The sequence below is a fragment of the Sphaerimonospora cavernae genome, from assembly GCF_042435035.1.
GTDB classification, from domain to species: Bacteria; Actinomycetota; Actinomycetes; order Streptosporangiales; family Streptosporangiaceae; genus Sphaerimonospora; species Sphaerimonospora cavernae.
In genome coordinates, this window is sequence record NZ_JBHMQT010000017.1 from 23179 (window position 1) to 35286 (window position 12108).

General features: G+C 67.5%; 9 protein-coding genes and 1 pseudogene. 6 read left to right on the forward strand and 4 right to left on the reverse strand.

Annotation, left to right across the window (positions count from 1 at the left end; translation table 11 throughout):
- Window positions 1-45 precede the first annotated feature (45 nt).
- On the forward strand, window positions 46-1638 hold the full coding sequence (gene metG / locus ACFHYQ_RS10530) for a methionine--tRNA ligase (protein WP_394300926.1): 1593 nt from the start codon (window positions 46-48) through the stop codon (window positions 1636-1638).
- Between the two features lie 175 nt (window positions 1639-1813).
- Here metG and ACFHYQ_RS10535 read toward each other — a convergent pair whose 3' ends face one another.
- The gene (locus ACFHYQ_RS10535) at window positions 1814-2200 is read right to left on the reverse strand and encodes an SCO5389 family protein (protein WP_394300927.1); all 387 of its coding nucleotides are present in this window, start codon (window positions 2198-2200) and stop codon (window positions 1814-1816) included.
- A 137-nt stretch (window positions 2201-2337) separates the two neighbouring features.
- Here ACFHYQ_RS10535 and ACFHYQ_RS10540 point away from each other — a divergent pair, with 137 nt between their 5' ends.
- Window positions 2338-2769 (forward strand): hypothetical protein, encoded by a 432-nt coding sequence (locus tag ACFHYQ_RS10540; RefSeq protein ID WP_394300928.1) that lies wholly within the window; start codon window positions 2338-2340, stop codon window positions 2767-2769.
- A 115-nt stretch (window positions 2770-2884) separates the two neighbouring features.
- Window positions 2885-3742 (forward strand): TatD family hydrolase, encoded by an 858-nt coding sequence (locus tag ACFHYQ_RS10545; RefSeq protein WP_394300936.1) that lies wholly within the window; start codon window positions 2885-2887, stop codon window positions 3740-3742.
- A gap of 72 nt (window positions 3743-3814) precedes the next feature.
- On the opposite strand, the pseudogene ACFHYQ_RS10550 reads toward ACFHYQ_RS10545, so the two are convergent.
- Window positions 3815-3904 (reverse strand): annotated as a pseudogene (locus ACFHYQ_RS10550) (DsbA family protein); the annotation flags it as partial.
- Between the two features lie 63 nt (window positions 3905-3967).
- Between ACFHYQ_RS10550 and rsmA the strand changes: the two are divergent.
- The 3 genes from rsmA to ACFHYQ_RS10565 all read left to right on the forward strand — a co-directional run bounded on the left by rsmA (window position 3968) and on the right by ACFHYQ_RS10565 (window position 8331).
- Window positions 3968-4873: a 16S rRNA (adenine(1518)-N(6)/adenine(1519)-N(6))-dimethyltransferase RsmA gene (gene rsmA / locus ACFHYQ_RS10555; RefSeq protein WP_394300929.1), complete on the forward strand. Its 906-nt coding sequence runs from the start codon at window positions 3968-3970 to the stop codon at window positions 4871-4873.
- Window positions 4874-5082: 209 nt separating this feature from the next.
- Window positions 5083-6105 (forward strand): 4-(cytidine 5'-diphospho)-2-C-methyl-D-erythritol kinase, encoded by a 1023-nt coding sequence (locus tag ACFHYQ_RS10560; protein ID WP_394300937.1) that lies wholly within the window; start codon window positions 5083-5085, stop codon window positions 6103-6105.
- A gap of 345 nt (window positions 6106-6450) precedes the next feature.
- Window positions 6451-8331, forward strand: a complete 1881-nt coding sequence (locus tag ACFHYQ_RS10565; protein ID WP_394300930.1) for an ABC-F family ATP-binding cassette domain-containing protein — start codon at window positions 6451-6453, stop codon at window positions 8329-8331.
- A 71-nt stretch (window positions 8332-8402) separates the two neighbouring features.
- Here the strand turns inward: ACFHYQ_RS10565 and ACFHYQ_RS10570 are convergent, their stop codons facing one another.
- A complete protein-coding gene (locus ACFHYQ_RS10570) occupies window positions 8403-9932 on the reverse strand; it encodes a hypothetical protein (RefSeq protein WP_394300931.1) in 1530 nt (509 codons plus the stop codon).
- 396 nt (window positions 9933-10328) lie between these two features.
- Complete coding sequence (locus tag ACFHYQ_RS10575; protein WP_394300932.1) at window positions 10329-11927, reverse strand: trypsin-like serine peptidase; 1599 nt, start codon at window positions 11925-11927, stop codon at window positions 10329-10331.
- Window positions 11928-12108 lie beyond the last annotated feature (181 nt).

Genomic DNA, 12108 nt, shown 5'->3' on the forward strand with positions numbered 1-12108 from the left:
GCTTGATAGCAGGGGGCACGGGCGCCGGGCCGATAGGATTTCCGCATGGCGGCTACAGGATCGACAGCAGCAGGGGAGTCGGCGTTCTACGTCACGACGCCGATCTACTACGTCAACGACGCTCCCCACCTGGGCCACGCCTACACGACCGTCGCGGGCGACGTGCTCACGCGCTGGCACCGCCAGCGTGGCGAGAAGGTGTGGTACCTCACCGGCACGGACGAGCACGGTCAGAAGATCATGCGTACGGCCGACGCGAACGGCGTCACGCCACAGCAGTGGTGCGACAGGCTCGTCGAGGAGGCCTGGAAGCCGCTCTGGTCGCACCTGTCCATCGCCAACGACGATTTCATCCGTACGACCGAGCCGCGCCACACCGAGCGCGTGCAGGAGTTCGTGCAGGACCTGTACGACAAGGGGGAGATCTACCGGGGCGGCTACGAGGGGCCGTACTGCGTGGGCTGTGAGGAGTACAAGTCGCCCGGCGACCTGCTGGAGGGCGACCTGTGCCCGGTCCACAAGCGGCAGGTCGAGTGGCTGAAGGAGGAGAACTACTTCTTCCGCCTCTCCGACTACGGCCCGCGCCTGCTGGAGTTCTACGAGAGCCACCCCGACTTCGTCCAGCCCGCCTCCGCGCGCAACGAGGTGCTCCAGTTCGTACGGCAGGGCCTGCAGGACCTGTCGATCTCACGGTCGACCTTCGACTGGGGCATCCCGATCCCGTGGGACCCCAAGCACGTCATCTACGTCTGGATCGACGCGCTGCTCAACTACGCGACCGCCGTGGGGTACGGCTCGGACCAGGCGAAGTTCGACGCCACCTGGCCGGCGAACGTGCACCTGGTCGGCAAGGACATCCTGCGGTTCCACGCGGTGATCTGGCCGGCCATGCTCATGGCCAACGGCCTGCCGCTGCCCGGCAGGGTATTCGCCAACGGCTGGCTGATGGTCGGCGGCGAGAAGATGAGCAAGTCCAACCTGACGGGCATCTCGCCACGGCAGCTCACCGAGCACTTCGGGGTCGACGCCTACCGCTACTACTTCCTGCGGGCGATCCCGTTCGGCCAGGACGGCTCGTTCTCCTGGGAGGACTTCTCGGCGCGGTACACCTCCGAGCTCGCCAACGACTTCGGCAACCTGGCGTCGCGGGTCGCCGCCATGGTGGGCAAGTACTTCGACGGAGCGCTTCCTGAGCTCGCCGCCGCCGGGCCGGCCGAGCAGGCGGTCGCCGACGGGCTGGCCGAGGCGGCCACCCGGGCGGACACGCTGATCGGCGACAACCTGGACTTCGCGGGCGGCATCGCCGCGATCTTCGACTTCGTCAAGCAGGTCAACGGCTACCTGACTGAGCAGGCGCCGTGGAAGGTCGCCAAGGACGAGTCACCGCAGGGCCGCGCCCGCCTGGCGACGATCCTCTACACGGCGGCCGAGTCGCTGCGTGCGATCGCGGTTCTGCTCAACCCGGTCATGCCCGCGACCTGTGCGAAGCTGTGGGCGTCGCTGGGGGCCGAGCCTCATCTCGGGCCGCTCGCCGACCAGCGCGTCGGCGACGCCGCGCGGTGGGGCCAGTTGCCGGCCGGCGCCCAGGTCACCAAGGGTGAGATCCTCTTCCCCCGCCTCGAAGACCCCAAGTCCTGACAACCCAGTGAGCGGCCGACACAGGCTGGGCTCTGAAAAGGCTGCCCACCTAATCGATCTTGACGTTATTGTGCAAAAAAAGCCCCACAGGCAGCAACAACGTCATGATCGATATTGCAGTGGCGAAGCCGCCGAAAGAGCCCCCGGAGGACCGGGGGCTCTTGAACGTCCGAGGTCAGCAGTTGACGAGTTCGGGGGTCTGGTTGAGGATCTGGGCTTCGGGGCTGGTGAACTCGGCGTACGCCTTGTCCGCTGCCGGGTCGAAGACCGCGACCCGGTGGCAGTTCTGGAAGGCCAGGCGGACGCCGAAGTGGTTTTCCAGCGCCTCGCGGATCGAGGTGCTGGCCAGTGCCCGGAAGAGTTGGCCGTAGGCCGCCTCATCCGGTGGTGCGACCAGGTTGTCGACGAACTCGGCTCCGGTCGCCTCGCGACGCCGGGCCAGATCGCTGACGAGCGACCAGGCGAACGGCAGCGAGTCCCGGATACAAGCGAGGAAGGCGGTGTTGTCGATCTTTCCCCGTTGAGCTTGCTCCAGCAGGTCAGGCGGAACGGTCAGAGACATGTCACCTCCATGCAGACTTTCCCGACGCTAGGTGGCATCTGACGCCCCGTCTATCACCTCGTAGTAATGATTGTCATTCCACCATCGGCTTTCTCAAGCGCGGTTGGGTGGCTCTTGTCCAGCAATACCCTCGTCACATGACCACGAAGAAGATCGGCACCAGCCTTGATTCCGAGCCGCGTGAGTGGGTGAAAGCGGGAGCCGACGACGCCGAGTCGGTCTCCGAGCGCATCGCCGCCGTACTCCAGGCAGAACGCGGGCGGGACGCGTGGCTCGCCGAGAAAGTGCTCGCGGAAGAGCTGCCATGGACCACATGGTTGCCTGAGGCCGAGCGCCAGATGTGTGCGCGTGAGCTTCTAGATCACATGGTCGCGGGTGCTGACACCGGTGAGCTGCTGCCGTTCAGCCGCGCTCTCACTTCCTGGCGATCGACAGCAGTGGCATGGAGTGACCCGCGGCTCGCGCGAGAGCTTCAGGGGCCGTTCGCCGGTGACGGGCCAGAGGCCCCGCGTCCCACAAGAGCCGGGACCGGACATCCGAGGGAGACGGATTCTCGCAGGCGTCGATAGTGCGTGGCCGCTGCGGCAGCGGCAAGGACCAGGAGCAGCCCCTCCTCTGCTCTCACAGATGTGATCAGGCGCGGTCAACGTGCGGGAGGGCGGTAGGTTTGGGGGCATGTCCCGGATGTCGCAAGAGCTTCCCACAAGGCCGGAGGCGCTGCCCGCCGAGGTGTTCGACAGCCACTGTCACCTCGACATCATGGTGGGCCGGCGGAAGGCCACCTCCGGAGATCCGGTCGCCCAGGCGGCCCAGGCGGCGGACGCCACCGTCGAGAAGATCCTCGACGAGGCGAGGAGCGTCGGCGTCACCCGGCTGGTGAGCGTCGGCTATGACCTGCCGTCCTCCCAATGGAACGCCGCCACGGCCGCCGTGCACGCGGACGTCTACGCGGCCGTGGCGATCCACCCCAACGAGGCGTACGCCGCCACTCCCGAGACGCTGGCCGAGATCGAGGAGCTGGCGCGGCAGCCGTACGTCCGGGCCGTGGGGGAGACCGGGCTCGACTACTTCCGCGACTGGGCCTCGAAGGAGGACCAGCACGCGAGCTTCCGCGCGCACATCGAGATCGCCAAGCGGACCGGCAAGGCCCTCGTCATCCACGACCGTGACGCCCACGACGATGTGCTGAAGGTGCTGGCCGACCAGGGCGCCCCCGATACTGTGATTTTTCACAGTTTCTCGGGGGATGCCGACCTGGCCGAGCAGTGTGTGGCCGCCGGATATTTCCTGTCATTCTCCGGCCCGGTGACGTACAAGAACGCGGGCTACCTCCGCGGGGCGGCGCGTGTCACGCCCCCGGAGCTCATGCTCGTGGAGACGGACGCGCCCTATCTGCCCCCCGTGCCGCACCGGGGCAAGCCCAACGCGCCCTACCTCATCCCGCTGACGCTTCGTTGCCTGGCCGAGGTCAAGGAGCTGGACGTCACGGACCTCGCCGCCACGATCATGGCGAACGGAGAGACCGCCTTCGGCGCCTGGTGACGCCCCGCGACCCTATTCGGGCGTGGTGTCGTATTCCGGGCTCATGGCGGCCGCGAGAGAAAGATGCGGTTCGCCATCCCAGGAGGCCAGCGCCCTTTCCAACCGCCGCTTGCCGATGTACGGCCAAGGGCAGACCACGTCGGCCCACATCTCGACCCGCATAAGACCCAGCCTGTCACGGGCGGATGGGCGATCGGACCCGCCCGGATGCTCGACACTGGAGGCATGAGCCTGCTCGGACCGGTCGAAGTACGTGCGTTGGCGGAGAAGCTGAACATCCGGCCGACCAAGAAGCTGGGGCAGAACTTCGTGATCGACGGTGGCACGGTCCGCCGGATCGTACGGGCCGCCGAAGTGACCGGCGAGGACGTGGCCATCGAGATCGGCCCGGGACTCGGATCGCTCACGCTCGCGCTGCTGCCCGAGGTCGCGAAGGTCGTCGCGGTCGAGATCGACCCGGTGCTCGCCGGGCAGTTGCCGCTCACCGCGACGGACATGGCACCCGAGCACGCCGGTCGGCTGACGGTCGTCCACGCCGATGCCCTCCGGGTTGGCCCTGCCGATCTCGGCGCGGCCCCGACCGTGCTGGTGGCCAATCTGCCGTACAACGTGTCGGTGCCCGTCGTGCTGCACCTGCTCGCGGTGCTGCCGTCGCTGCGCCGGGGACTGGTGATGGTCCAGGCCGAGGTCGCCGACCGTCTCGCCGCCCGCCCGGGATCCAAGATCTATGGCGTGCCGTCCGTGAAGGCGGCCTGGTACGCCGACGTGCGCCGTGCCGGCCCGGTCGGGCGCAATGTGTTCTGGCCCGCCCCGAACGTCGACTCCGGCCTGGTCTCCCTCGTACGGCGGGACCCGCCGAAGACGTCGGCGACCCGCGAGGAGGTGTTCAAGGTGATCGATGCGGCGTTCGCCCAGCGCCGCAAGACGCTGCGGGCCGCGCTCGCGACCTGGGCGGGTACGGCTGCCGCCGCCGAGGAGTCCCTGGTCAAGGCGGGAGTGGACCCGTCGACGCGGGGCGAGCAACTCGGCGTCGAGGACTTCGCCCGGATCGCCGAGCACCGTGCCTCCGAGCACCGTGCCTCCGAGCACCGTGCCTCCGAGCACCGTGCCTCCGAGCACCGCCGGGCCTGATCGGGTGCCGTACGGCTTTCGCCTGATTTCCGGCCTTTCGAGCCTTTTCTGAGAGGATCTCTTGGCCCGGGGTAGGCGTAGGTGACATTAGGCTCGTGGATCGTGTCCGTACCGAAGCCCAGAGCGAACCGACAGCCAAGAGCGAACCGACGAGCGCCCGGCGCGACCGCGAGCATGGCGACCGCGAGCATGGTGGCGGTGAACGGCTGATGAGCGCGATCACTGTGCGCGTCCCGGCGAAGGTGAACCTCCAGCTCGCCGTGGGCCCGCTCCGCGAGGACGGCTACCACGACCTGGTGAACGTCTTCCACGCGGTCTCCCTGTTCGATGACGTGACCGCCGCCGAGCCGGGCGATCTCGGTGACCCGGGTCGCCCGATCAAGGTCAAGGTTCGCGGAGAGTCCGCGGCCGAGGTTCCGGCGGACGACGGCAACCTCGCCGTCCGGGCGGCTCAGGCGCTGGCCAGGTCAGCCGGCCGCTCATACCGCGCGGACCTGGTGATCGACAAGGCCATCCCGGTGGCCGGCGGCATGGCGGGCGGCAGCGCCGACGCCGCCGCCGCGCTGGTCGCGTGCAACGAACTGTGGGGCCTCGGCCTGCCGGTCGAGGACCTCATGGAGATCGCCGCGGACATCGGCAGCGACGTACCGTTCGCGTTGCTGGGCGGCACCGCCGTCGGCACCGGCCGGGGCGAGCGGCTGACGCCGCTGGAGTCCAGCGGGGTGTTCCACTGGGTGTTCGCGCTCGCCGACGGCGGGCTCTCCACGCCCCGGGTGTACGGCGAATGCGATCGGCTGCGGGAGGCACGAGGAATCGGAGCGCCCCAGCCCACGGTGAGCGAGTCGCTGCTGGCCGCGCTGCGAGAGGGAGACGCCAAGGAGCTCGGACGGGCGCTGTGCAACGATCTGCAGCCGGCCGCGCTCTCGCTACGCCCGTCGCTGGCTCGTACGCTCGAGGTGGGCCTTGAGCTGGGCGCCCTCGGCGCGATCGTCTCGGGTTCCGGCCCGACCTGCGCGTTCCTCGCCGAGTCGCAGGCTCACGCGGCCGACCTGGCCGCCGCGCTCGCGAACGACACGGTATTTGAGAAGGACCCGGCACCTACGAAAGACTCAGCGCCCAGCGAGGATGCGAGGCTCCTCCGGGATGCGGGGCTCAGCGAGGATGCGAGGCTCAGCCGGTCCGTCGTCACCGCCTTCGGGCCCGTCCCCGGCGCTGGTGCCGTACCGAACTAGCCCCCACCCACCCCCTCCGTGATCTTGCAGTTTCTCGCAAATCGCCCCCCTGACCTGCGTGAATCACTTCTGTGATCTTGCAGTTTCTCGCAGGCGGGCCATCTGACCTGCGCTTCCACCATCCATGATCTTGTAGTTGTGAGTGCAAGATCATGGACGGTGTCTTCGCTGTTCAGAGCGCATGCCTGCGAGAAACTGCAAGATCATGGACGGTGAAATGCCTGGTCAAGGCCCGATGTGCGAGTATTCGCAAGATCACGGCCTGGGGTCTTGAGCCTGTGGGGACTGGGGGGTGGGCCGGATTGGGCTGGGTAGGGGCGGTGGGCCGGATAGGCTTTGTCAGCGATGAACCTGGTCAATCTCGAATCCGTTTCCCACGCCTTCGGACCCAAGCCGCTGCTGTCCGATGTCTCGCTCGGCGTCGAGCAGGGCGATCGTGTCGGCGTGGTAGGCCGCAACGGCGGTGGCAAGACCACGCTCATCTCGATCATCGCCGGCGAGTTGCGGCCCGACAGCGGGCGGGTCACCCACACCCGCGGCCTGCGCGTCGGCGTGCTTTCGCAGCGTGACGACTTCGATCCGGCGACGGCCGTACAGGATCTGGTCCTCGGCGGCAGGGCGGAGCACGAGTGGGCCGGGGACCCGACGATCAGGGGGATCCTCGCCAACCTGCTCGCCGACATCGACCTGTCGGCCAGGGCCGGGGACCTGTCCGGTGGGGAGCGGCGCCGTACGGCTCTGGCCCGGCTGCTCATCGGCGAGCACGACCTGATCATTCTCGACGAGCCGACGAACCACCTGGACATCGAGGCCATCGCCTGGCTCGCCGGGCACCTCGCCCAGCGGAGGTCCGCGCTGCTGGTGGTCACCCACGACCGCTGGTTCCTCGATGCGGTGTCCAGCCGGACCTGGGAGGTCGTGGACGGATCGGTCGAGCGCTACGAGGGCGGATATGCCGCGTATGTGCTGGCGAAGGCCGAGCGGGCGCGGATCGCGCAGGCCGCGGAGGAACGCCGGCAGAACCTCATGCGCAAGGAGATCGCCTGGCTGCGGCGCGGCCCGCCCGCCCGTACGTCGAAGCCGAAGTTCCGGATCAACGCCGCCGAGGCGCTGATCGCGGACGTTCCGCCGCCTCGGGAGACCGTGGAACTGATGAAGTTCGCCTCGGCGCGGCTGGGCAAGACGGTCGCCGATCTCGAAGACGTGACGCTCCATGCCGGGGGACCGGATGCGGGACCGCTGGTGCTCGACCGCTGCACCTACCAGTTCGGCCCGGGTGACCGGATCGGCCTGATCGGGGTGAACGGCTCGGGCAAGTCGTCGGTGCTGCGCCTGCTGTCCGGGACGGTGGAGCCCGACTCCGGCCGGGTCGTGCGCGGCAAGACGGTGCGGCTGGCCCACCTGTCGCAGGAGCTCGGCGAGCTCGACCCGTCGCGGCGGGTGCTGGAGACGGTCGAGGAGATTCGCAAGTACGTCCAGGTCGGGAAGAAGGAGTGGTCGGCCTCCCAGCTCCTGGAGCGCCTCGGCTTCCGGGGCGAGGACCAGTGGAAGGTCATCGGTGACCTGTCCGGCGGCGAGCGCCGCCGCCTGCAACTGCTCAGGTTGATCGTGGATGAGCCGAACGTGCTGCTGCTCGACGAGCCCACCAACGACCTCGACATCGAGACGCTCACCGAGCTGGAGGACCTGCTCGACGGCTGGCCCGGCACGCTGGTGGTCGTCAGTCACGACCGCTACTTCCTGGAGCGGGTCGCCGACCGGTGCGTCGCCCTCCTGGGCGACGGCAGGCTGTCGATGCTGCCCGGCGGCGTCGACGAGTACCTGGAACGACGCGCGGCCGGCAATGCCCTGTCCGCCCGTGCCGCTGGGACGGCGGGGGCCGATCGCGCGGCTGGTACGGCTTCCGCCTCGGCGGCGGCCTCGACAGGCTCTCCCGGTTCTCCCGGGTCTTCCGGATCTTCCGGGCCCGCTGACTCCTCAGGGCCTTCGGGTGGGCTGTCCGCCAAGGAGCTGCGGGAGGCGCAGAAGGAGCTCGGCCGGCTGGAACGGCAGCTCGACCGGCTGGGTGCGGAGGAAACGAGCCTGCACGCCGAGATGGCACGGGCCGCGAGCGATTTCGAGCGCCTGGCGAAGCTGGACGCCGAGCTTCGCGAGATCGGCGCCCGCAAGGAGGCCGTCGAGGTTGAGTGGATGACGCTCGCCGAGCGCCTCGACGACTCGCGCTGATAACTCTGACATAGCCGAGGAAGGGGCCCGGCGACTCGCCGGACCCCTTCCCGATGGTCTGAACCGTCGAATCAGGTGATCTTGCCGGACCAGCGGTTCGCGGCGGACTTGTAGACGGCCAGGGTCTCACCGTCGAAGTACGGGGAGAGGCTGGTGTCGATCCGCCGGTTGCCGTCGCGGTCGGCCACCGCGATGGTCACACCGTTGAGGTAGCCGAGCCGCTTGCTGTTGCTGTAGCGGTACAGCCACGCCGAGCCGAGGGCGCCCTCACCGGTGAAGGACGACTTGATGCCCACGAGCTCCTCGCCCTTGATGGCCGGGGCGGTCGCGGCGAAGGTCTTGCCGTACGACCACTTGAGCGTCTTGCCGGTGAAGGCGTGGTTGCCGTCCGGGTGCGACCCGCTCGGGTAGCCGAACACGAAGACCTTGGTGCCGACCTTCTGGTTGTAGGCGATGCCCTGTCCGCCGACGTTGTCGCCCAGGCGGCCGGCGTCGTCGAGCCGTACGTCGATGATGCGGCCGCTGAGCCTGTAGTCGATGTCGAAGACGCCCCAGAAGGTGGACTTGTACCAGTAGCCCTGGTCCTTGTCGTACCCGTAGTAGGTCGTCTGCTTCGTCGCGTCGTCGGAGTTCCAGTGGTCGCCGCCGGTGCCGTACTCCCGCTTGGAGATCCGCTGGGCGACGGTGCCCCACGTGTTGTCGCTGTAGGTGGAGGTGCCCTTCTTGGCCTGAGCCTCAAGGGTGGTGCGCGCCGAGTTGACGGTCGAGGGGTTGACCGCGATCTGGGCGACGCTGGCGGAGACCTTCTTGGAGCCCGGGGTGCGGAGCTTCACCTTGTGAGCCCAGTCGACGACCTGGGTGATCTTCCCGGAGACGGCGGTGTGCTTGGTCTCCAGCGCCTTCTTGGCCTTCTCGGCCTCGCCCCTGGTCTCGAAGACGGTCTTGTTGATCCACTGCCGGATGTTGGTCACCTTCGAGCCGGTGACCTTGACGCCGTTGTAGACGGTGACGAACGCGTAGTTGCGGTCGCCGTCCTCGAAGACGTCGAAGTCGGAGTGGGTGAACGCCTGCTTGCCGACGTAGATGCCCCACGGGGTCTTGCCCTGGTAGTAGCCGGGGACGAAGACCCACTTGTCGAGCGTGGCCTTGTTGCTCTTGGTGTCGTAGACGCAGTGGCCGGCCGTCGCGACCAGGTTGCGGTACTTCGACTGGACCGCGGTGGCCGAGCACCAGTGCGGCCTGTGGTCCGCGCCGATGAAGAAGACCTTGCCCGAGGTCCGGGGCAGGTTGACGTTCTTCGACTTGCCGGCGGAGCCCTTGTAGCCGCTCGAACTGACGACGCCGGGCTTGCTGTCGGCCGTGGGGCCGTTGCTGACCGAGACATGCTTGGCCCGGACGGTGGTCTCCACGGCGTACGGCTTGGCGTTGCGCAGGTTGGCCATCTTCTCGCCGAACCAGAACGCCGCCACCTGCTTGGCGGCGAAGTTGCTGTTGGCCAGGTTGTCGGCGGCGACGGGGTTGCCCGCGTGGGCGGGGGTGGCGATGGCGGCGGTGGCCAGCAGGCCGGCCGCGATGCCACCGAGTGCGAGGGTGCGCTTCATGAGGGTGGTTCTCCTTGGTCTGTCGTGGGGCGACCTTTGGCCCCAAGCGTCAGTAAAGGAATCGTCAATCAAGCTATAAGAAAGATGTTGGGGAAAGTAGCGCTTCGCACCGCTCACAGGTTGCGCACAGTGATCGGGAGCGGCTCCGACCTCGGTGGCGTATGCGGTGTTTCGCCTGGTAGTTGGCGGGATCTTGAGGTGGACGTGACTCTACGCAACTGGCCAAAGTTTGGACCAAATGTGACCTAAATCACACTAGTCAGATGAAACCGAAAGCCTAGTTGATCACGTCTGAGATGGACCGCCTCGGATGCCGACCCGATGGTGATCGTCTGGGGACGACGAAGGGCCCGGCCGAGACGGCCGGGCCCTTCTGTCGGATCTCGCGCGATCCCGTCAGACGATCTTGCCGGACGGGGTGGCCGAGGCGACCTTGTAGACGGCCAGGGTCTCACCGTCGAAGTACGGCGAGACGCTGGTGTCGTAGCGGTTGTTGCCGTCGGTGTCGGAGACGCCGATGGTGACGCCGTTCAGGAAGCCGAACCGCTTGGCGTTGTCGTAGCGGTACAGCCATGCCGAGCCGAGGGCGCCCTCACCGGTGAAGGACGACTTGATGCCCACGAGGGCCTCGGCCTTGAGGTCCGAGACGCTGGCGGGGAAGGTCTTGCCGTACGAGTACTTGAGGGTCTTGCCGGTGAAGGCGTGGTTGCCGTCCGGGTGCGACCCGCTCGGGTAGCCGAACACGAAGGTCCCCTGGCCGACCTTCTGGTTGTAGGCCAGGCCCTGCCCGCCGACGTTGTCGCCGAGCTTGCCGGCGTCCGCCAGGTCGAGGTCGAGGATCTTGCCGACGAGCTTGTAGTCCAGGTCGTAGTTCACCCAGAAGGTGACCTTGTACCAGCCGTTCTCGTGCTCGAAGTAGAAGGCCTTCAGGTCCTCGGAGAAGCGGAAGGGGACACCGGTCACGGAGAGAGCCGAGTTCCACTCCGCCCGGTTGACCCGGGTGACGTTGACGCCGGTGCCGTCCGCCGTCTTGAACGTCGTGGTCGCGCCGCGGCCCTGGTTCAGCTTCGCCAGCGTGTCCTTGACCTTGGAGTCGATCTGGGCCACGGTGGGCTTCGCCGTGGCCACGCGCGTCGGCACGACGTCCTCGTTCTGAGCGATGACCCAGTCGAGCAGGTCGACGTCGGTCTTCTTGAACTCCTTGTTCTTCTTGTCTCGGATGACCGTCTTGGGCTCGGAGACGAACGGCACGATGCGGCCGGCGAAGGCCGTGTGCTTGGTCTCGAGATCCCGCTGCGCCTTCAGTGCCTCGGCACTGGTCTTGAAGACCTTCTTGTCGATCCAGTCGTCGACCCTGGACGTCTTCGAGCCGGTGACCTTGACGCCGTTGTAGACCGTGACGAACGCGTAGTCGTAGTCGTAGTCGGCGTAGGTCTCGAAGTCGAAGTGGGTGAAGGCCAGCTTGCCGACGTAGATGCCCCACGGGGTCTTGCCCTGGTAGTAACCGGGGACGAAGACCCACTTGTCGAGCATGGCCTTGTCGGTCTTGGTGTCGTAGACGCAGTGCCCGGCGGTGGCCACCAGGTTCTTGTGCATCGACTGGACCGCGGTGGCCGAGCACCAGTGCGGCTTGTGGTCCGCGCCGATGAAGAAGACCTTGCCCGAGGTGCGCGGCAGGTTGACGTTCTTCGTCTTGGCGGTGGACGCCTTCTGGTCGCCGCTGGACCCGACCGTGCCCGCCTTGGTGTCGGTCGGCGTGGGGGCGACGTTGACGTGCTTGGCGGCGACCTTGGTCTCCACGGCGTACGGCTTGGCGTTGCGCAGGTTGGCCATGTTCTCGCCGAACCAGAACGCCGCCACCTGCTTGGCCGCGAAGTTGGTCTCGGCCAGCGGCTTCGGCTTGGGCGCTGTCTTACCGGCGTGGGCCGGGGGGGCGATGGCGGCGGTGGCCAGCAGGCCGACCGCGACACCACCGAGCATCAGGGTGCGCTTCAAAGGGGAAAGCTCCTTGGTCTGTCGTGAGGCACACTTTTGGCCTCATTCGTCAGTAAAGGATGGGTAAAGCGAAACTAGGGGATTGATGCCTGCTTTGTACAGGGGGTCCACCTGCGGGTAAAAGGGAAAAGGACCCGGCTGGGTGCCGGGTCCTTTCCTTACTTCATGGGATCGCCCAGGG